This is a genomic window from Streptomyces musisoli, assembly GCF_016741855.1.
GTDB lineage: Bacteria > Actinomycetota > Actinomycetes > Streptomycetales > Streptomycetaceae > Streptomyces > Streptomyces musisoli.
On the sequence record NZ_JAERRH010000008.1, the window covers coordinates 354,483 to 374,275 of the forward strand.

The 19,793-nt window shown below is 73.8% G+C and carries 18 protein-coding genes and 1 pseudogene; 10 read left to right on the forward strand and 9 right to left on the reverse strand.

Features of this window, described 5'->3' with window-relative positions; translation table 11 throughout:
- Positions 1–22: 22 nt before the first annotated feature.
- Positions 23–2,380 (reverse strand): protein serine/threonine kinase AfsK, encoded by a 2,358-nt coding sequence (afsK, locus tag JK361_RS23100; protein ID WP_201821285.1) that lies wholly within the window; start codon positions 2,378–2,380, stop codon positions 23–25.
- A 178-nt stretch (positions 2,381–2,558) separates the two neighbouring features.
- Positions 2,559–3,293 (reverse strand): AfsK-binding protein KbpA, encoded by a 735-nt coding sequence (gene kbpA / locus JK361_RS23105; protein WP_201821287.1) that lies wholly within the window; start codon positions 3,291–3,293, stop codon positions 2,559–2,561.
- A 134-nt stretch (positions 3,294–3,427) separates the two neighbouring features.
- On the opposite strand from kbpA, the gene JK361_RS23110 reads away from it, so the two are divergent.
- Positions 3,428–4,063, forward strand: coding sequence for a TetR family transcriptional regulator (locus JK361_RS23110; protein ID WP_201821381.1), 636 nt, complete (start codon positions 3,428–3,430; stop codon positions 4,061–4,063).
- A gap of 74 nt (positions 4,064–4,137) precedes the next feature.
- Here JK361_RS23110 and JK361_RS23115 read toward each other — a convergent pair whose 3' ends face one another.
- On the reverse strand, positions 4,138–4,590 hold the full coding sequence (locus JK361_RS23115; RefSeq protein WP_201821289.1) for an Lrp/AsnC family transcriptional regulator: 453 nt from the start codon (positions 4,588–4,590) through the stop codon (positions 4,138–4,140).
- Between the two features lie 82 nt (positions 4,591–4,672).
- Here JK361_RS23115 and JK361_RS23120 point away from each other — a divergent pair, with 82 nt between their 5' ends.
- Positions 4,673–5,305, forward strand: a complete 633-nt coding sequence (locus tag JK361_RS23120) for a LysE family translocator (RefSeq protein ID WP_201821292.1) — start codon at positions 4,673–4,675, stop codon at positions 5,303–5,305.
- 9 nt (positions 5,306–5,314) lie between these two features.
- Here the strand turns inward: JK361_RS23120 and JK361_RS23125 are convergent, their stop codons facing one another.
- Together JK361_RS23125 and JK361_RS23130 are read right to left on the reverse strand one after the other, a co-directional pair.
- Positions 5,315–5,794, reverse strand: coding sequence for a nitroreductase family deazaflavin-dependent oxidoreductase (locus JK361_RS23125; RefSeq protein WP_201821294.1), 480 nt, complete (start codon positions 5,792–5,794; stop codon positions 5,315–5,317).
- Positions 5,794–6,978 (reverse strand): acyl-CoA dehydrogenase family protein, encoded by a 1,185-nt coding sequence (locus JK361_RS23130; protein ID WP_201821295.1) that lies wholly within the window; start codon positions 6,976–6,978, stop codon positions 5,794–5,796. The genes JK361_RS23125 and JK361_RS23130 overlap by 1 nt, the downstream gene beginning before the upstream one ends.
- Before the next feature lie 75 nt (positions 6,979–7,053).
- On the opposite strand from JK361_RS23130, the gene JK361_RS23135 reads away from it, so the two are divergent.
- The 3 genes from JK361_RS23135 (at position 7,054) to JK361_RS23145 (ending at position 9,503) form a co-directional block, all read left to right on the forward strand.
- On the forward strand, positions 7,054–8,226 hold the full coding sequence (locus JK361_RS23135; RefSeq protein ID WP_201821297.1) for a thiolase C-terminal domain-containing protein: 1,173 nt from the start codon (positions 7,054–7,056) through the stop codon (positions 8,224–8,226).
- 28 nt (positions 8,227–8,254) lie between these two features.
- Positions 8,255–8,923 carry a pyridoxine/pyridoxamine 5'-phosphate oxidase gene (locus tag JK361_RS23140; protein WP_201821299.1) on the forward strand — a complete coding sequence of 223 codons (669 nt, stop codon included), beginning with the start codon at positions 8,255–8,257 and terminating at the stop codon, positions 8,921–8,923.
- Between the two features lie 73 nt (positions 8,924–8,996).
- Complete coding sequence (locus tag JK361_RS23145; RefSeq protein WP_201821301.1) at positions 8,997–9,503, forward strand: carboxymuconolactone decarboxylase family protein; 507 nt, start codon at positions 8,997–8,999, stop codon at positions 9,501–9,503.
- Here JK361_RS23145 and JK361_RS23150 read toward each other — a convergent pair.
- Together JK361_RS23150 and JK361_RS23155 are read right to left on the reverse strand one after the other, a co-directional pair.
- A complete protein-coding gene (locus JK361_RS23150) occupies positions 9,484–9,903 on the reverse strand; it encodes a Zn-ribbon domain-containing OB-fold protein (RefSeq protein WP_201821303.1) in 420 nt (139 codons plus the stop codon). The two genes, JK361_RS23145 and JK361_RS23150, sit on opposite strands and share 20 nt — an antisense overlap.
- Positions 9,903–10,352, reverse strand: coding sequence for a DoxX family membrane protein (locus tag JK361_RS23155; RefSeq protein ID WP_201821304.1), 450 nt, complete (start codon positions 10,350–10,352; stop codon positions 9,903–9,905). The genes JK361_RS23150 and JK361_RS23155 overlap by 1 nt, the downstream gene beginning before the upstream one ends.
- A gap of 348 nt (positions 10,353–10,700) precedes the next feature.
- Here JK361_RS23155 and JK361_RS23160 point away from each other — a divergent pair.
- From JK361_RS23160 to JK361_RS23175, 4 genes and pseudogenes are all read left to right on the forward strand, one after another.
- Positions 10,701–11,885, forward strand: a pseudogene (locus JK361_RS23160) (flavin-containing monooxygenase).
- Positions 11,886–12,308: 423 nt separating this feature from the next.
- Positions 12,309–14,528: an acetate--CoA ligase family protein gene (locus tag JK361_RS23165; RefSeq protein ID WP_201821305.1), complete on the forward strand. Its 2,220-nt coding sequence runs from the start codon at positions 12,309–12,311 to the stop codon at positions 14,526–14,528.
- Positions 14,525–15,310, forward strand: a complete 786-nt coding sequence (locus tag JK361_RS23170) for an enoyl-CoA hydratase/isomerase family protein (RefSeq protein ID WP_201821306.1) — start codon at positions 14,525–14,527, stop codon at positions 15,308–15,310. The genes JK361_RS23165 and JK361_RS23170 overlap by 4 nt, the downstream gene beginning before the upstream one ends.
- A 52-nt stretch (positions 15,311–15,362) precedes the next feature.
- Positions 15,363–15,959, forward strand: coding sequence for a flavin reductase family protein (locus tag JK361_RS23175; protein WP_201821307.1), 597 nt, complete (start codon positions 15,363–15,365; stop codon positions 15,957–15,959).
- Positions 15,960–15,965: 6 nt separating this feature from the next.
- On the opposite strand, the gene JK361_RS23180 is transcribed toward JK361_RS23175, so the two are convergent.
- Positions 15,966–17,273: an MFS transporter gene (locus JK361_RS23180; protein WP_201821308.1), complete on the reverse strand. Its 1,308-nt coding sequence runs from the start codon at positions 17,271–17,273 to the stop codon at positions 15,966–15,968.
- Between the two features lie 71 nt (positions 17,274–17,344).
- On the opposite strand from JK361_RS23180, the gene JK361_RS23185 reads away from it, so the two are divergent.
- Complete coding sequence (locus JK361_RS23185; protein ID WP_201821310.1) at positions 17,345–18,370, forward strand: GlxA family transcriptional regulator; 1,026 nt, start codon at positions 17,345–17,347, stop codon at positions 18,368–18,370.
- On the opposite strand, the gene JK361_RS23190 is transcribed toward JK361_RS23185, so the two are convergent.
- Entirely contained in the window at positions 18,272–19,537 is a 1,266-nt protein-coding gene (locus JK361_RS23190) for an MFS transporter (protein WP_201821312.1), read from the reverse strand. The two genes, JK361_RS23185 and JK361_RS23190, sit on opposite strands and share 99 nt — an antisense overlap.
- Positions 19,538–19,793: the final 256 nt, after the last annotated feature.

Sequence of the window (19,793 nt, forward strand, 5' to 3'; positions counted from 1 at the left end):
CCGGTACGACGGCCGTCACGCACTACGCGGTCCGCGCGGTTCCCGTGCCCTTCTCCGCGTCCAGCGCGTACACGCACCGGTCCTTGCTGCACGCGTACACCACACCGTCCTTGACCACCGGGGATCCGGTGATCTCGCCGCCGGTGGCGAGCTTCCAGCGCAGCCGGCCGTCGTCGGCCTTGAGGGTGTAGAGGAGATGGTCGGTGGAGCCGAAGTGGATGCGGCCCTCCGCCACGGCGGGCGCGCCCACGACGTCGCCGCCCGCCTGGAAGCGCCACTTCGGGGTGCCGGTGACCGCGTCCAGGGTGTAGAGACCCTTGCCGCTGCCGACGTGGACGTGCCCGGCGGCCACCAGCACGGGCTCGATCGAGGAGCGGGCCTCGGTGGCGATGCGCCAGCGGTCGCGGCCGTCGGTGGCGTCGAGGGCGTAGACCGTGCCGAGGTAGTCGGCGAGGTAGACGCCGCCGCCGGTGACGGCCGGGCCGGGGGCGAAGGCGGGCGGGCACAGGAAGACCGCCGGGGCCTCGAAGTGCCAGCGGACCATGCCGGTCACCGCCTCCACGGCGAGGACTCGGCTGCCGGCGGAGACGTAGACGCAGCCGTCGTCGGCCGGGGTCAGACGGACCGGGACACCGCCGCAGGAGGCCGCGTCGCCGATGGGGTACGACCAGCGCTCCTCCCCGGTGCGGGCCTCCAGGGCGCGCAGCCGGGCGTCCTGCCAGACGTAGACCGTGCCGTCGTGCACGATCGGGCCCGCCTCCGGGGACTCGAAGTCGGTCTGGCAGCCGGTGATCTCCCACAGCTTCTGCCCGCTGGCCGCCTCCCAGGCCTGGACGCCGCCGCCGCGGGTGCCGGTGACGACCGTGCCGCGGTCGGCCGAGAGCGAGTACACCCAGGCGTCCGTGGACAGCCGCCACAGATCGGCGCCCTCGCGGGCCTCCAGGGCGAACAGGGTGGGGCCGTCGGAGGCGTGGATACGGCCGTCCGCCACGGCCATCGACCAGGCGACGTCCCTGGTCTTGAAGCGGCGGCGGCCGGTGGCCACGTCCAGGGCGTGCACCTCGAAGGAGGTGACGTAGACCAGGTCGCCGTCCACGGAGGGGGTGCCCCACACGTCGTTGGACATGCGGAACCGCCAGGGGCGCCAGCCCGCCGCCGTCTCCGGCGGCGCGGGCGGTACGGGCGGTACGGCGGGGTCGGCGCCGGCCGGACCGGGGCGGGGCCGGGACCAGCTGGCCACCAGGCCGGCCTCGGGCGGGGGCGCCTTGACGGCGGCGGCACGGGCGTCGGCGACCCGGGGGCCTGGGCCGATGGGCACCGGGGCGCCGGCCAGCCGGACCGGGCCGGTGTCGGGGGCGCCGACCGGGACGGGGACGGGCCCGGAGGGCGGGACCGGGGGGTCGTACGGCGGAGGCGGGGGCACCGCCTGCCGGCCGCCGCTGCGCGGCCCGCCGGTCGGGGCCGGGGCGGGCGCCACGGCGGTGCGTCCGCCGCGGCGGGACTCGATGAGGACCACCGCCTTCTCCGGCAGCCAGGCGGAGGCGGTGCCGCTGTCGTCGGAGCCGGAGCCGAACAGGTGCGGGGCGAGCTGGGCCTGGAGGTCGGCGGGGTTGGGCCGGCCGGTGGCCTCCATCTGCATGCACGACTCGATCAGCGGGCGCAGCTCGTCCGGCAGACCGGTGAGGTCCGGGCCCTCGCGCAGCAGCATGAAGACGGTCTCGACCGGGTTGGCGCCGTGGAAGGGCGGGTGGCCCGTGGCGGCGAAGACCAGCATCGAGCCGAGCGAGAAGACGTCGCTGGCGCCGGTGACGCTGCGGGAGTCCTTGGCCTGCTCGGGGGACATGTAGGCGGGGGTGCCGACGGCGACGTTCGTCATCGTCAGACGGGTGTTCGAGACGCCGGACGCGATGCCGAAGTCGATCACCCTGGGGCCGTCCTCGACCACGAGCACGTTGGACGGCTTCAGGTCGCGGTGGACCAGTCCCGCGCCGTGGATGGACTGGAGGGCCTCGGCCACACCCGCCGCGAGCCAGCGCACGGCCTGCGCCGGGAGCGGCCCGCACTCGTTCACTATCTCTTCCAGCGAGGGCGCCGGGACGTAGGCGGTGGCCAGCCAGGGCACGGCGGCACGCGGGTCGGCGTCGACCACGGCCGCGGTGTAGAAGCCGGAGACCGCACGGGCCGCCTCCACCTCGCGGGTGAAGCGGACCCGGAAGAGCTGGTCCTCGGCCAGTTCGGTGCGCACCGTCTTGATCGCCACACGCCGGCCGGACGCCGAGCGCGCGAGATAGACCAGCCCCATGCCGCCGGCCCCCAGCCGGCCCAGCACCTCGAACGGCCCGATCCGCCGCGGATCGTGCTGCGTCAGCTGATCCACCACTTGCCTGCCACCTCCCCGTACGAGCCGCGCCGCCCACCTGTGTACGCGGCCCAAGTGCAGCGTCTCACCACCGCACCGCCATGGCGGCACGCACCCTGATTCTTCCTGGCCGGGCGGCTGGTTGCGAACCCGGTGACAATCGGGGTGTCTCGTGCTGAATCATCCCAGAGCGGACCCATCAGCGTTGTAGCAGTGCGAACGACGCCCCCTGATTGTCGGTGACGACGGCCACCAGTCCGTACGACGTCTCGAAGGGTGGCGCCTGCACCCGGCCGCCGAGCCGCTGGACGGCCCCGATGGCGTCGTCCAGGTCCGTGACCCGGAAGTGGGTGAGGAAGTGCGGGGGCATCTCGGCCGGGAACACCTCGGTGACGACCGCGCGGCCGAAGTCGGGCACGGCGTCGGTGCCGAACAGGGCGTCGTGGAAGAGGCCGCCGTAGAAGGAGTTGGCCGCGCCGGTGTCCCGGGTGTACAGCTGGGCCCAGGCGAAGGTGTTCGGCTCGTGCCGCCGCTCGAAGCCGGGGTGGGTGCCGGGCTGCCACAGTCCGAACACGGCACCCTCGGGGTCGGTGGCCAGGGCCGCGGTGCCGAGGTCGCCGACCGGGAAGGGGGCCATGACCATCCGCCCGCCGGCCGCCGTGATCCGCCGGCCGAGGGCCTCGGCGTCCGTGGTCGCGAAGGAGACCGTCCAGACGGTGGGCATGCGGCCGTCCGTCTTGGGGGCCAGCGAGGCCACGCGGTCGCCGGCCAGCAGGGCCCACACGGAGGAGCCGTACGCTTCCTCGAAGGTCCACCCGAAGAGCTCACCGTAGAACCGCTTGCCCGCCTCGACGTCGGGCAGCTCGGCGTCCACCCAGCAGGGGACGCCCTCCCTGTATGTCTCTTCGTTCGCGGATGCCCTGTTTTCGGCCATGCCGTCAAAGTAACCGGGTCGCGCGCACCCCGCAGACCAGGCACACCAACCCCGATACCCCCGTGCACCCCATTTGCAGTCGGCCGAATCGCGCTCCGATCACCCCTCGGTAAGCTGACGGCATGACAGGACAAGTGCGTACCGTCGACGGCCGCGTGGCCGGCCGGCGTGGGCAGGCGACCCGGCAGAAGCTGCTCGACTGCCTCAGCGAGATGCTCAGCTCCTCCCCCTACCGGGACGTCAAGGTCATCGATGTCGCCCGGAAGGCGGGCACTTCGCCCGCGACCTTCTACCAGTACTTCCCGGACGTCGAAGGCGCCGTCCTGGAGATCGCCGAGCAGATGGCGGCCGAGGGCGCGGGACTGACCGAACTCCTCGAGGGACGCACCTGGACCGGCAAGTCGGGCTGGCAGACCGCCCAGGAACTCGTCGACGGTTTCCTGGAGTTCTGGCGCCGGAACGACGCCATCCTGCGCGTGGTCGACCTCGGCGCGGCCGAGGGGGACAAACGGTTCTACAAGATCCGCATGAAGATCCTGAACTCGGTCAACAACTCCCTCGCGGACTCCATCGCGGAACTCCAGTCCAAGGGCCGGGTCGACAAGGACGTGAACCCGGCCGCGGTGGCCGGTTCGCTGGTCGCGATGCTCGCGGCGGTGGCCTCCCACCAGAAGGGCTTCTCCTCCTGGGGCGTGAAGCAGGCCGAACTCAAGCCGAACCTCGCACTGTTGGTGCACCTGGGCGTGACCGGCAAGAAGCCGTCCAAGTAGGCGCACCCCCTTTTTCCGGTGTCCAAGTCCTGTCTGACGGGCGGCGGTTCATGCGATGAGCCGCCGCCCGCCGTCTACGCCGGCAGCGGCCGGTCCCGCACCACGTGCTTCATCACCAGTGTCGACGTCAGCCGCTGCACCCCGGGCAGGGTCGCCAGCCGCTCGTCGTACAGCCTCTGGAACGCGGCCAGGTCGGCGGTGGCCACCCGGAGCAGGTAGTCCGGCTCGCCGAACAGCCGCTGCGCGTCCAGCACATGATCCAGCTCGCCGACCGCCCGCTCGAACTCGGCGACCGTGTCCCGGTCCTCCTGGCGCATGGACACGAAGACCAGCGCCTCGAAGTTCAGCCCGAGCGACGGAGGGTCCACCACCGCGCGGTAGCCCTGGATGGCGCCGGACCGCTCCAGCTCGCGCAGCCGCCGGTGGCAGGGCGAGACGCTGAGCCGCACCCGGGCGGCCAGCTCGGTCACGGTCAGCCGCCCATCCTGCTGAAGCTCGGCAAGGATTTTCCGGTCTACGTCGTCCATGAAGAAAATACTTGCTCACAAGTGGCGATCATGAGCAAACTTCGGGAACACTTTCGGGCCATTCGCGCCTAATGTCGCCAGCATGGATTCGGGACTGCTCTTCTCCTTCCTCGCCGTCGACCTACTGCTGGTGTGCGTGCCGGGCGCCGACTGGGCGTACGTCATCGCGACCGCCCTGCGCGGCAGCTCGGTGATGCGCGCGGTGGCGGGCCTGGTCTGCGGTTACGCCCTGCACACGGCCCTGGCGACGGCGGGTCTGGCGGTGCTGGTGGCGGGCTCGCCCGGCCTGCTGACGGTGCTGACCGTGGCGGGCGCGGGGTATCTGCTGTGGCTGGGCTGGGGCGTGCTGCGCCGCCCGGCGGTCCCGAGCGCGGCGGCCCCGGGCGCGATCGGCCCGGTGGCGCCCGACGGCCGGCTCTTCCTCAGGGGCGCCACGATCAGCGGCCTGAACCCCAAGGGCCTGCTTCTCTACCTCTCCGTGCTCCCGCAGTTCCTCACCCTCCGCGGCGCGCACCTTCCCGTGCCCGCGCAGACGGCGGCCCTGGGCCTGCTGCACATGGCGTGCTGCGCGGTCGTGTACCTCACCGTCGGCGTCCTGGCCCGCGCCCTCCTCGCGGCCAGGCCCGCGGCGGCCCGGGCGGTGACGCGCACGTCAGGGGCGGCGATGCTGGGAATCGGCGCGTTCTTGCTGGTGGAGCGGCTGGCCACGCTGTAGCCGCGGGCGCTACCGACGCGTGAGCCGAAAGAGCCGGATCTCCCGCTCCACCCGCTCCTGGTACGCGGCGTACGGCGGCCAGAACGCGAGGACCGCCCGCCAGGCCGCCGCGCGTTCCCCTCCCGTGAGGAGCACGGCGGTGACCGGGATGTCGCGCCCCTTCCAGCTCACGGCGGCCTCCGGGTGGGCCAGCAGGTTGTGCGTCCACGCGGGATGGCCGGCCCGCCCGAAGTTGGAGCCGACGAGGATCCAGCTCCGCCCGACCGCCTCCGGCATGCAGGCGAGCGGCGTCCGGCGCGGCAGCCCGCTCCTCGCGCCCGTCGAGGTGAGGATCACACCGGGCAGCATCCGTGCGCTGAGCAGCACCTTCCCCCGGGTGAGCCGGTGCACGCCCCGGTCGAGCGCCGGGATCACAAGCGGGGCCACCCGGGCGAACAGCCGGGTGGACGACACCTTCTGCACGAGCCGGACGCCGGCGGCCGGGGCCATCAGACCACCGCCTCGTGGGCCGCGAAGAGCCCGGCGGCCTCGGCGGCCCGGTCGCGCAGCCGGTGCACCGGGCCGAACAGCAGCTCGTCCCCGGCCGCCCGCTTGAAGTACAGATGGGCGTCGTGCTCCCAGGTGAAGCCGATCCCGCCGTGCAGCTGGATGCCCTCGGCGGCGGCGCACCGCAGCGCCTCCAGCGCCTGCGCGAGCGCGAGCCCGCCGGCCCGCTCCCCCCGCCCGGCCGCCCAGGCGGCGTAGTACGCGGCCGACCGCGCCGCCTGCACCCCCACGTACACGTCCGCCAGCCGGTGCTTGACGGCCTGGAAGGACCCGACCGGCCGCCCGAACTGCACCCGCTGCCCGGCGTACTCCACGGTCCGCTCCAGCACCCGGTCGGCCGCGCCCACGGCCTCCGCGGCGAGCACGGCGGCCGCCGCGTCCCCGGCCCCGGCGAGGGCGGGCAGCACGTCCGTCTCCTCCGTGCCCAGCAACCGGGCGGGCACATCCCGCAGTTGGACGCGGGCCCGAGGCCGGGTGGCGTCCAGCGCGGTCTGCCGGATCCGCGCCGGCCCCGCCTCCTCCCCCGTCACCAGGAACAGCAGGGTCCGCGCCCGGGCGAACCCCCCGGTGTGCGCGGCGACGAGCAGCAGACCCGCGCTGTGCCCGTCCAGTACCTGCTCGGCCTCCCCGTACAGCCGCCATCCGCCCTCCGCCCGCCGCGCCTGCATCCCGCCGGCCCGCCCGCCGCCTGCGCTGTACTCGCCGTTCCCGCGGGTCAGGCCGAGGGCGGTGGCGAGCGCGGGTCCGGAGACGGCGAGGGCGGCGGTGAGGGAGCCGTCGGCGATGCGCGGGAGCAGCTCGGCGCGCTGGGCCTCGGTGCCGAGGGCGAGGATCAGCGGGGCGGTGAGGACGGAGGTGGCGAGCAGCGGGGAGGGGGCGAGGAACCGGCCGACCTCCTCGCAGGCGAGGGCCAGTTCGGTGACCGAGCAGCCGACCCCGCCGTAGGCCTCCGGGAGCGCGAGTCCCGGCAGTCCGAGCCGGCCGGCCAGGGCGGTCCACAGGAGGGGGTCGTACCCGGCCGGACCGTCCACGGCGGCCCGGACCTCTCCCGGGCCGCAGCGTTTGTGCAGCAGCTCACGCAGGGCCCGGCGGATCCCGTCCTGCTCGGCGGTGAGGCGCGTGTCCATGGCCTTCCCTCCATATCTGACGGAGCGTCATATTAGGAGGGCCCGAACGAGATGCCCAGAGGGAGGAGCCCTCGCATGAGTCGCGGGAGCCGGAAAGTCGCGGTGGTCGGCGTGGCCCTGTCCGACTGCGGGCGCGTCGAGGACGCGACGCCCTACGCCCTGCACGCCCAGGCCGCCCGCCGGGCCCTCGCCGACGCGGGTCTGGACCGCTCGCTGGTCGACGGCCTCGCCTCCGCGGGCCTCGGCACGCTCGCCCCGGTGGAGGTCGCCGAATACCTGGGCCTGCGCCCCACCTGGGTGGACTCCACCTCGGTCGGCGGCTCGACCTGGGAGGTCATGGCGGCCCACGCGGCGGACGCGATAGCGGCGGGCCGCGCGAAGTCCGTGCTGCTGGTGTACGGCTCGACGGCGCGGGCGGACGTCAAGGCCGGCCGCAGGACGGGGAACCTCTCCTTCGGCGCCCGCGGCCCCCTCCAGTTCGAGGTGCCGTACGGACACACGCTGATCGCCAAGTACGCCATGGCGGCCCGCCGGCACATGATCGAGTACGGCACGACGATCGAGCAGCTGGCCCGGGTCGCGGTCCAGGCGAGGGCGAACGCGGCCCTGAACCCGGAGGCGATGTACCGCACCCCGATCACGGTCGACGACGTCCTGTCCGGACCGATGGTCGCCGACCCGTTCACCAGGCTGCACTGCTGTCCGCGTTCGGACGGCGGTGCGGCGGTCCTGCTGGCGGCCGAGGAGTACGTGCGGGACTGCCGGACGGCCCCCGTCTGGATCCTCGGCGCCGGCGAGCACGTCTCGCACGCCGCCATGTCCGAGTGGCCGGACTTCACCCGGTCCCCGGCGACGGTGAGCGGCCGGCTGGCCTTCGAGCGGGCCGGGGTGACCCCGGCGGACGTCGACTTCGCGGAGATCTACGACGCGTTCACCTACATGACCCTGGTGACCCTGGAGGACCTGGGTTTCTGCGCCAAGGGCGAGGGCGGGGCGTTCGTGGGGAAGGACCGGCTGCTGGTGCGGGGCGGGGCACTGCCGGTGAACACGGACGGGGGCGGCCTGTCGGCCCTGCATCCGGGAATGCGGGGGCTGTTCCTGCTGGTCGAGGCGGCGCGGCAGCTGCGCGGGGAGGCCGGCGAACGGCAGGTGCGGACCCGGGACGGCGGGCTGCCCCGGCTGGGCGTGGCATCGGGCACCGGGGGATGGTTCTGCTCCTCGGGGACGGTGGTGTTGGGGCGGGACTGAGAGCCGTGCCTACGGTGATACTCACCCCATGGCACAAAAGGATCTCCACGAACTGCTCCGGTCGCTGCGGGTCTGGGAACCCACGGTCACGCGACTGCGGCCGTTCGACCCGGAAACCGCCCCTCCCACCCCGCTGGCCCTGTTCACGAGCTGGTTCGCGGAGGCGGTGGCGGCGGGACAGCCGGAGCCGCACACCATGTCGCTGGCGACCGCGGACGAGGAGGGCAGGCCGGACGTACGGATCGTGATGCTGCACGGCGCCGACGCCGACGGCTGGTCGTTCGCCACGCATGCCACGAGCCGCAAGGGCCGCGCGCTGAGCGCCCGGCCGTACGCGGCCCTCGCCTTCTACTGGCCGGCGCTGGGCCGCCAGGTGCGGGTGCGGGGACCCGTCACGTCGGCGCCGGCCGAGGAGAGCCAGGCCGACCTGCACGCGCGGTCCACGGGCGCGCTGGCCGCCGCGCTCACCGGGCGGCAGAGCGAGGAGCTGTCCTCGGTGGCGGAGCTGCGCGAGGCGTCGCAGGCGGCCTGGGAGCAGGCCCGGCGGCACCCGGAGGCGCCGTCGCCGACCTGGACCCTGTACCGGCTGCGCCCGGACACCGTGGAGTTCTTCCAGGGGGACCCGGAGCGGCGGCACGTGCGGCTGGAGTACCGGAGCACGGGGTTCGGCTGGAGCAGGGGGCTGTTGTGGCCGTGAGGGCATCGGTCACGTTCGGGCGCCGCGATCCGTCAGGGCGGTGAAGGCAACCCGAGAGCCCGAGGAGACGGCGATGGAAACGCGTTCGATCACGGCGGAGATCCCGATGGCCCCGCGGATGACCGAGGACCCGGCGGAGCTGGTCCCCGAGCTGGCGCAGGTGTCGGCGGCGCTGTTCAGGGCCACCGGCAACGGTTCGGTGCCGCGCGCCACGATCGGCCTGGTCCAGCTGCGGGCCGGCCAGATCGTCGGCAGCACCTATCTGACCGTTCTGCACACGGCTTTCCTGCGCAAGGCCGGGGAGTCGCAGGAGCGGATCACCTCGGTGGCGTCCTGGCAGGACTCGCCGTACTTCACGGCCGCCGAGCGGGCGGCGCTGGCACTGACGGAGGCCGTGTTCCAGCCGTCCGCGGCCGGCGAGCGGGTCTCCGACGAGCTGTACGCGCAGGCGGCCGCGCACTACGCGGGGAAGGCGCTCGCCACCTTGATGTTCGCCATCGGCCAGGTCGGCTTCTTCGTCCCGATAGCGCTCGTCGCCAAGCCGGTGCCCGGCCGGTCGTTCACCGACCCGTGGAAGTGAGGCCGTCCGGCGCCGCCCGGAACACCGGGATCCCGTCCCGGAACGCCACCTCCAGCGGCATTCCGGGCCGTACGGCGCCCTCCGGGCAGTCCACGAGTTCCGTCATCATCCTCGGGCCCTCGGCCAGGTCGACCACCGCGGCCAGGTAGGGGGTGCGGCCGGTGAACGGGGGGAGGTCGTTGTGGTGGACCGTGGACCACGTGTAGAGCGTGGCCCGGCCCGCGGCCTCCTCCCAGGTCACCTCGTCGCTCCAGCAGTGCGGGCAGAACTCCCGGGGGTAGTGGTGGGCCCGGCCGCAGGCTCCGCAGCGGCGGATCAGCAGGCATCCCCGGGCCGCCGCCTCCCAGTAGGGGCGGGTGAAGGCGTCGGGTTCCGGGACGTCGTGGCGTGCCGCGTCCATCAGAACCACCCCAGCCACGCGTCCAGCGACCACGTCTGCCAGGCCATGCCGAAGAAGCCGACGAGGGAGATCAGCGCCATCATCGAGTTCTGGCCCTGCTCCGCCCAGTCGTGGATCATGAGGACGAAGTAGACCGCGTTGAGCAGGAGGCCGGCCACCAGCGCGACGGGGGTCAGGAAGCCGAGGAGCAGGCCGAGGCCCAGGGACAGCTCGGCGTAGGCCACGACGTACGCCATCAGTTTCGGGCGGGGTTTCACCACCGCGTCGAATCCCGACCGCACCGCCGCCCACCGGTGTTCCGCCGCCACGTCCGCCGCCCAGGCGATGCCGCTCCCGCGCTCGAACCAGGCCTTCTTGTCCTTGTGCCGCCAGCTCTCCAGCCACCACAGACCGAGGCCGATGCGCAGCACCGCCAGCCACTGAGCGCCGTCCAGCCATATCGCGTCCATGAACTGACGGTACGTCAGATACGCCGTCCTGCCGAGAGGCGCGGCAGGGTTCCCTGCGGGGGGCTCGTGGGGTGCTGCGGGTCGCCCGTGAACCCACCGCGGATCGTCCGCACCGGGAAGCGGTGGCCCGCCCTGCGTCCGGCGGTGCGACCCTGCGTCCGGCGGCGCGGCCCTGCGTCCGGCAGCGCGCCCCTGCGTCCAGCCCTGTGTCCGGCGGCGCGGTTCCGTGTCCGGAAGGCCGGCTCTTTCACGGCCGGGGCACTCTTCCCGTACACACGTGATCAATCCGCAACCAATTCCGGTCTTGACCGAGACCCATCAACCGGGTGTGTGATTACGCTCCCGCTCATGGCCGTCTCCCGTCCTTCTCCCGTACACCTCTCGGCGACCCCCGCCGACCGCCCGGTCTATGTGATCGGCGCCGGCCCCGGCGGCCTCGCCGTCGCGCACGCGCTGCGGGCGCGGGGCGTGCGGGCCGTGGTCCTGGAGAAGTCCGACGGGGTGGGCGCCTCCTGGCGCGGCCACTACGACCGGCTCCGGCTGCACACCACCCGGCGGCTGTCCGCCCTTCCGGGCCTCGGCATGCCCAGGAAGTTCGGCCGCTGGGTCGCACGGGACGACGTGGTGCGCTACCTGGAGAAGTACACCGAGCACCACGGGCTGGAGATCGTCACCGGCGTGGAGGTCCACCGCGTCGAGCGGACCGAGGACGGGACCGGGTGGCTGCTGCACGCCTCCGGCGGCCGGGAGCTGACCGGCAGCGCGGTGGTCGTCGCCACCGGCTTCAACCACACCCCGCGCCTGCCGGACTGGCCAGGCCGCGCGGAGTACGGCGGTGAGCTGCTGCACGCCGGCGGCTACCGCAACGCCGAGCCGTACCGGGGCCGTGACGTGCTCGTCGTCGGGATCGGCAACACGGGCGCGGAGATCGCCGTGGACCTGGTGGAGGGCGGGGCCGCACGGGTGCGGCTGGCGGTGCGCACGGCGCCGCACATCCTGCGCCGCTCGACCCTGGGCTGGGCCGCCCAGTACACGGGGGTGCTGGTCCGGCGGCTGCCGGTGCGGCTCGTGGACCGGCTCGCCGGGCCGGTGGGGCGGCTCAGCACGCCGGACCTGTCCGCGCACGGGCTGCCCCGTCCGGACACCGGCCTGTACAGCAGGGTGCGGCAGGGCGCGATCCCGGTCCAGGACGTCGGCCTGATCGACGCGGTACGCGAGGGCAAGGTGGAGATCGTGGCCGCCGTGGAGGCGTTCGAGGACGGCAAGGCGGTCCTCGCCGACGGCAGCCGGGTCTCCCCCGACGCGGTGATCGCGGCGACCGGGTACGTCCGCGCGCTGGAGGGGCTCGTCGGCCATCTCGGGGTGCTGGACGAGCGCGGCAGACCGGTGGCGCACGGCGGCCGTACGCACGCGTAGGCGCCCGGCCTGTACTTCACCGGGTTCACCAATCCCATCAGCGGGATGTTCCGGGAGCTGGCGATCGACGCGGGGAAGATCGCACGGGCCGTGGCGAAGGGTTTTCGCACCCGGTAGCCGGCGGGTATCACCCCTGGGAGAGCACCAAGCCTCACCCCCGGGAGACCACCGGCTTCGCCCGGGAGAGCGGGTACCACCCCTGGGAGAGCACCAAGCCTCACCCCCGAGAGACCACCGGCTTCGCCCGGGAGAACGGGTACCACCCTGGGAGAGCACCACGCTTAACCCCCCGGAGACCACCGGCTTCGCCCGGGGGACCGCCGGCCGTCCAACCCGCTTCCACCGGCCGCACCCCCGGAAGACCACCGCCTTCACCCCTGGAGACCACCGGCTTCACCCCGCTTCCGCCACCGGCTTCACCCCCGCTTCCCCACCCGGCGGTAACTTTGCCGTTCCGACCAGTTCCTGACGGTCCGTCAGTTCAGTAACCTGACATAGCGTCAGTTACCAGTGGCTGTCTCACAGGAGGCGGGCGGAACGATGCTTGGATCGACCCACGGCACCCTCACCACCGATTCCCGCCGGGCCCTGGTCATCGCCTGCGGCGAGCAGCGGCCCGGCCCCGCCGTGCACGACCGGGTGGCGGACCTCGATGTCGGCGGGCGCCCGCTCCACGCGGACGTCCCGGACCTGACCAGGTTCTTCCGGCCGGCGTCCGTCGCCGTGATCGGCGCCTCCGACGCCGAGGGGCGGCCCAACACCGGGATCACGAGGCAGCTGCTCGACTGGGCCGGGCGGGTCGGGGCGCGGGTGCACCCGGTGCACCCGACCCGGCCGTCCGTCTTCGGCCTGCCCTGCGCGGCCTCCGTCGCCGAGCTGCCCGAACAGGTCGACCTGGCGGTGCTGCTGGTGGCCGACCCGCTCCCCGTGGTCGAGGAACTCGCCGACTCGAAGGTGAAGTTCGCGGTCGCCTTCGCCTCCGGGTTCGCCGAGACCGGGGAGGCGGGCGCCGAGGCCCAGGAGCGGCTGGCCGAGGCGGTCCGGCGCTCGGGGCTGCGGCTGCTCGGCCCGAACACCAACCTCAACGCCTTCGAACGGTTCCGGGAGGACCTGTCCGGGCCGGCCATCGCGCTGATCACCCAGTCCGGGCACCAGGGACGGCCCGTCTTCGCCCTCCAGGAGCTGGGCATCCGGCTCTCGCACTGGGCACCCACCGGCAACGAGGCCGACCTGGAGACCGCCGACTTCCTCTCCTGGTTCGCGGAACAGCCCGAGGTCGGTGCCATCGCCTGCTACATCGAGGGGCTCAAGGACGGCCGCGCCTTCCTGCTGGCCGCCGACCGCGCCGCCCGCCGCAAGGTGCCGGTGGTCGCCGTGAAGGTGGGCCGCACCGAGACCGGCGCCCGCACGGCTGCCTCGCACACCGGCAAGCTCACCGGCGCCGACGACGTGGCGGACGCGGCCATGCGGCAGTACGGCGTGATCCGCGTCGACGCCCTGGACGAACTCCAGGACACGGCCGCCCTGCTGGCGCGGGCCAGGCCGCCCCTGGCCGAGGGGGTGGCCGTCTGCTCCATCTCGGGCGGCACGGGTGCGCACGTCGCCGACCTGGCCACCGCGGCCGGGCTCCGGCTGCCGAGGCTGTCACCGGCCAAGCAGGCCGAGCTGCACCAGTGGATACCGGAGTACCTGAGCGTGGCCAACCCGGTGGACAACGGCGGCCATCCGGTCGGCGACCGGCGCGGCCGGAAGATCATCGACGCGATCCTCGCCGACCCGGACGTGGGCGTGCTCCTCTGCCCGGTCACCGGCCCCTTCCCGCCGCTCAGCGACCGGCTCGTCCAGGACCTGGTCGAGGCCGCCGAGGAGACGGACAAGCTGGTGTGCGTGGTGTGGGGCTCGCCGGCCGGCACCGAGCGGGCGTACCGGGAGGTGCTGCTCGGCTCCTCCCGCGTGGCCACCTTCCGGACCGTCGGCAACTGCCTGACGGCGATCCGCGCCTGGCTGGACCACCACCGCTTCGTGGCCGGCTACCGCTCCCCCTTCGACGCGGCCCCGCGCACCCCGTCCCCCTCCTTCCGCAAGGCCGAGGCGCTGATGCAGCCCGGCAAGCAGCTCAGCGAGCACGCGGCCAAGCAGCTGCTGCGGGCGTACGGCATCCGGGTGCCGCGCGAGCAGCTGGTGACCAGCGCGGCGGCGGCCGTGCGGGCGGCCGGGCAGGTGGGCTACCCCGTGGTGATGAAGGCGTCCGGCGCGCAGATCGCCCACAAGACCGAACTGGGCCTGGTGAAGATCGGCCTGACCTCGGCGAGCCAGGTCCGGGACGCGTACCGTGAGCTGACCGACATCGCCCGTTACGAGGGCGTCGGGCTGGACGGCGTCCTGGTCTGCCAGATGGTCGAGCAGGGCGTGGAGATGGTGGTGGGCGCCGGCCACGACGACCTCTTCGGGCCGACGGTGACGGTCGGGCTCGGCGGAGTGCTGGTGGAGGTGCTGCGCGACGCGGCGGTCCGCGTCCCGCCGTTCGGCGAGGACCAGGCCCGCGCCATGCTCGGCGAACTCCGCGGCCGCGCCCTGCTGGACGGGGTCCGGGGCCGCCCGCCGGCCGATGTGGACGCGCTGGTCGAGGTGGTCCTGCGGGTCCAGCGCATGGCGCTCGAACTGGGCTCGCACCTCGCCGAGCTGGACATAAACCCGCTGATGGTGCTGCCCCGGGGGCAGGGCGCGGTGGCGCTGGACGCCCTGGTGGTGTGCCGATGACGGACGTCCGCCACGAGGTCCGCGACCAGGTCGCGCACGTCACCCTGAACCGCCCGGAATCGCTCAACGCCCTCACCCCCGCCATGCGGGACCGGGTCGTCGAGCTGCTGGCGCAGGCGTCCGCCGACCCCGCCGTACGGGCGGTCGTCCTGACCGGGTCCGGGCGCGGGTTCTGCGCGGGGGCCGATCTGCGCGCGGGCCCGGGAACCGGCGAGCGGATCGCGGGGGACGTGGCGCGCGTCCTGCGCCTCGGCGCCCAGCGCCTGATCGCGGCCGTCCTGGACTGCGAGAAGCCGGTCCTGGCCGCCGTGAACGGCACGGCGGCCGGCCTGGGCGCGCACCTGGCCTTCGCCTGCGACCTGGTCCTGGCCGCCGAATCGGCCCGATTCATCGAGGTGTTCGTCCGCCGCGGCCTGGTCCCGGACGGCGGCGGCGCCTATCTCCTCCCCCGGCTCATCGGCCCCCGGCGGGCGAAGGAGCTGATGTTCTTCGGCGACGCGGTGCCGGCGGCGGAGGCGGAACGCCTGGGCCTGGTCAACCGGGTCGTCCCGGACGCCGAGCTGGAGAAGACGTCCCACACGTGGGCAGGCCGCCTGGCCTCCGGTCCGACGAGGTCCCTCGCCCTGACCAAGCACCTGGTGAACGCGTCCCTCGACGGCGACCGCGCGGCCGCCTTCGCCGCGGAGTCCTGGGCCCAGGAGATCAACATGACGACGGAGGACGCCCGGGAGGGCCTGACGGCCTTCGCGGAACGCAGGGAACCGGAATTCCGGGGGCGGTGAGCCCTGCCCGGCCCTTCCTATCTGATGCTTCGTCAGTTTCAATGGAAGGGTGATGGGACACGCAGGAGCGGCGGCCTTCGCCGTGCGGTATCTGGGGAACGGGCCCGTGGAGGCCCTGCCGCGGCCCGAATTGCGGTGCGTGCGGGAGGACGAGCGGGCGCCGGTGGGGCCGGCGGAGTTCCGGCGGGTGCTGGGTAACTTCGCCAGCGGCGTCACCGTGATCACGGCGCCCGGCGCCGAGGGGGAGCCGGGACCCGCCGGGTTCGCCTGCCAGTCCTTCGCCTCCCTCTCCCTCGAACCGCCCCTGGTGTGCTTCATGGTGGGGCGCACGTCCACGACCTGGCCGCGCATCGCCCGCGCCGGCGTCTTCTGCGTCAACGTACTCGGCGCCGGCCAGGCCGGGCTGTGCCGGGCCTTCGCGGTGAGCGGCGCGGACAAGTTCGCGGGGGTGGCGTACGACCCCGCGCCCGTCTCCGGATCACCGCGGCTCTCCGGCGCCGCCGCCTGGATCGACTGCACCGTCCACGCCGTGCACACCGGAGGCGACCACCTCATCGTCGTCGGACGGGTGGACGCCCTCGGTGCGGACGGACCTCAGGAGCCGCTGCTCTTCCACCGGGGCCGCTTCGCCCGGCTCGCCGGCGACTGACCCCCTTCAGGACACGGCGGGCGCGAGGACGGCCGGGGTGGTGCGCCGGATGACCAGGGACATCAGCGCCGCCGCCGCGCACAGCGTGCCGGAGGCGTACCAGACGACGTCGTAGGAGCCGAAGACGTCCCGGGCGACTCCGCCGAGGTAGGCGACGACGGCCGCGCCGACCTGGTGGGAGGCGAGCACCCAGCCGAAGACGATGGCACTGTCCTCACCGAACTGCTCGCGGCACAGTGCCAGGGTGGGCGGCACGGTGGCCACCCAGTCGAGGCCGTAGAAGACGATGAAGAACAGCATCGGCGGGTGGACGGCGGGGCCCAGCAGCATCGGCAGGAACAGCAGGGACATGCCGCGCAGGGCGTAGTAGACGGCGAGCAGGCGGCGCGGTTCGAAGCGGTCGGTGAACCAGCCGGAGGCGATCGTGCCGACGACGTCGAAGACACCGATCACCGCGAGCAGCGAGGCCGCCGTCGTCACGGGCATGCCGTGGTCGTGCTCGGCGGGCACGAAGTGGGTCTGCACCAGGCCGTTGGTGGAGGCGCCGCAGATCGCGAAGGTGCCGGCGAGCAGCCAGAAGGTGCCCGTGCGGACGGAGGAGGAGAGGATGGCCAGCGTGCGGCGGGCGGCGCCGGTGACGGGCGGCGGCTTGGGCACGAACTCCCGCGCCCCGTACGGCTTCGCGCCCACGTCGGCCGGGTGGTCGCGCAGCAGGAGCCAGACGAGCGGGACGACGGCCAGCGCGGTCAGGGCGACCGTGACCGCGGCGGGACGCCACCCGTGCCGGTCGACGACCCAGGACAGCAGCGGCAGGAAGATCAGCTGGCCGGAGGCGGAGGCCGCGGTCAGGATGCCGCTGACCAGGCCGCGCCGCTCGGTGAACCAGCGGTTGGTGACCGTCGCGGCGAACGCCAGCGCCATGGAACCGGTGCCGAGCCCCACCAGCAGGCCCCAGCACAGCAGCAGCTGCCAGGCCGCCGTCATCCACACGGTCAGGCCGGAGCCGAGCGCGATCACGGTGAGCGCGGCGGCCACCACCCGGCGGATGCCGAAGCGGTCCATCAGCGCGGCGGCGAACGGCGCGGTGAGGCCGTAGAGCGCGAGGTTGATGGAGACGGCCGCGCCGATCGTGCCGCGCGACCAGCCGAACTCCTGGTGCAGCGGGTCGATGAACAGGCCGGGCAGGGAGCGGAAGGCCGCCGCGCCGGTGATCGTGACGAACGTGACGGCGGCGACGAACCAGGCGCGGTGCACACGGTGGCGCCGGCCGGGCGGGGCCTGGACGGGGGCTGCGGCTGAGGTTCCTTGGGTCACGTCCCTCAGCCTCCACTCCGCATGCCCGTGCATCGAGTGGCCCGGAAGTCAGCCTTCGCTAGGATCGGGCCATGACGAGCGCAGGGGAATTCCGGCCGCACCGGGTCGCCGTCCTCGCCCTGGACGGTCTGCTGCCCTTCGAGCTGGGCATACCGCACCGCATCTTCGGCCGGCCGAAGGACGCGCAGGGCCGGTTGCTGTACGAGGTGGTGACCTGCTCGGTACGGCCGCCGGGCCTGGTCGAGACGGACGCCGACTTCGCCGTGCACGTCGCCCACGGCCCCGAGGCGCTGGCCACGGCGGACACGGTGATCGTGCCGGCGTCGTACGAAGCCGGCCCGCTCTACGACGAGGGCCGGCTCACCGACGAGCTGGCCGCCGCCCTCGCCCTCATCCGCCCCGGCACCCGGCTCGCCTCCATCTGCACCGGCGTCTACGTCCTCGCCGCCGCCGGCCGCCTGGACGGCCGCCCGGCGACCACCCACTGGGCCGACGCCGAACGCTTCCAGCGGATGTTCCCGAAGGTCAGGGTGGACGCGGACGTGCTGTTCATCGACGACGGAGACGTGCTGACCTCGGCCGGTGTCGCCGCCGGCATCGACCTGTGCCTGCATATGGTGCGCCGCGACTTCGGTACGGCCGCCGCCAACGACGTGGCCCGCCGCACGGTCGTACCGCCCCACCGCGACGGCGGCCAGGCCCAGTACATCCACCGCCCGGTCCCCGACCCCCAGCTGGCCACGACGACCGCCGCCCGCGCCTGGGCACTGGGCCGGCTGCACGAGCCGATCCAGCTGCGGGACATGGCCGAGCAGGAGGCCATGTCGGTGCGCACCTTCACCCGCCGCTTCCGCGAGGAGACCGGCATCAGTCCCGGCCAGTGGCTCACCCAGCAGCGCGTGGAGCGCGCCCGGCAGCTGCTGGAGTCCACCGGACTGTCGATGGATCAGGTGGCCCGGGAGTCGGGCTTCGGCACGGCCCAGTCGATGCGCCAGCACCTACAGGCGGCGCTCGGGGTCACGCCCACCGCGTACCGGCGCACCTTCCGGGCCGGCGGCGGCGCCGAGCGCGGCGGTGACGTCGGCGTCCCGCGCTGACCGGCCGGCGCGTATCTCGCCCCACCAGCCGACCGACGTCAGCAGCAGGGTCAGGGCCACGCCCGCGAGGATCGCCGTCGACGGCGCGGCGTGCGGCAGCAGGGCACCGGCGAGGGAGCCCGTCGCCGCGTACCCGGCGCCGACGGCGGCGTACATGACGGAGTAGCCGGCGGCCAGGGCGTGCGGCGGGAGCACCTCGCGCAGGGACAGGTTGCGGGTGAGCATCGCGCCCGACTGGAGCAGCCCGGCCAAGGCCAGCGCCGCCGCCATGCCGGGCGCCGCGGGTATCAGGGCGACCAGCGTCACCGCGGCCGACATCCCCGCCATCAGGACCAGGCTGCGGGTGCTCAGCCGGCCCGGCCAGGACCGCAGGCCGTACAGGAAGGCCCCGACGGCGGAGGCCACCGACATCGCCGTGAGCAGCGGGCCCGCCCAGCCCACGCCGATGCCACGCTGTTCGAGCAGGGCGGGCAGGACGAGTTCGGCGAGAGCCAGCAACGACAGGCTCGCGGCGCCCGTGACGTACACCGGCCAGGCGCGGGCGAGCACCCGGAGCTTCGAGGCATCCTGCCCGTCCTGCCCGGCCCGGTCGTCCGCCGCCCAGCCGGCCGGCAGGGACCACAGCCCCACGACGGACGACGCCATCAGGGTGGCTTCGAGCAGCAGCGGAAAGCGAGGGCCGACGCCCAGGGCGAGGCCGGTGACGGCGGCCGGGGAGACGGCCCAGACGCCGAACGTGAGCATCGACTCGACGGACAGCGCCTGGGTCGCCGCGCGCCCCGGCACCAGGGAGGTGAGCAGCGCCCGCAGCCCGCCGGGGGCCGCGGCGGGACCGGCTCCGGCGAGGAAGGCGAGCGCGGCGAGCACCGGGGCGGGCGCGCCGGGGAACGCGCCGAGGCCGGTGAAGCCGGCGGTGCCCGCGACGAGACCGGCGGCCAGGTGCGGGCGGGCCCGCCCGGGGTCCAGGCGCATGCCGAGCACCGGAGCGCCGGCGATCTCCCCGATGACGTAGGCGGCGGCGAGGGCCGCGCCCAGGGAGTACCCGCCGGGGCGCTCACGGACCAGGAAGACCAGGGCCAGCGGGGCCATGGCCACCGGCATACGGGCGCCGACGGCCACCAGGGCCCAGGTCAGGACCCGCCGGGAAACGACGTCGCGGTAGCTCATGCCTCGAAGGTAGGGGCCGCCGCCGACAAGTGCCGCCCGGTTTTCCCGCACCTGTGGACAACTCCGGCCGACACCGGCCGACAAGGGCGCAGGGTCCGTCTGACGACGATTCAGGATGCCTACAGGGGAATGAAGTCAAAGTGGCGTGGGTGGCGGTGACAACGCCCGGGGTCACGCCGGTCCAGACCACGAGCACCACCGCGCCACCCGGCCCGACCGCTCCAGACCACGAACACCACCGCGCCACCCGGCCCGA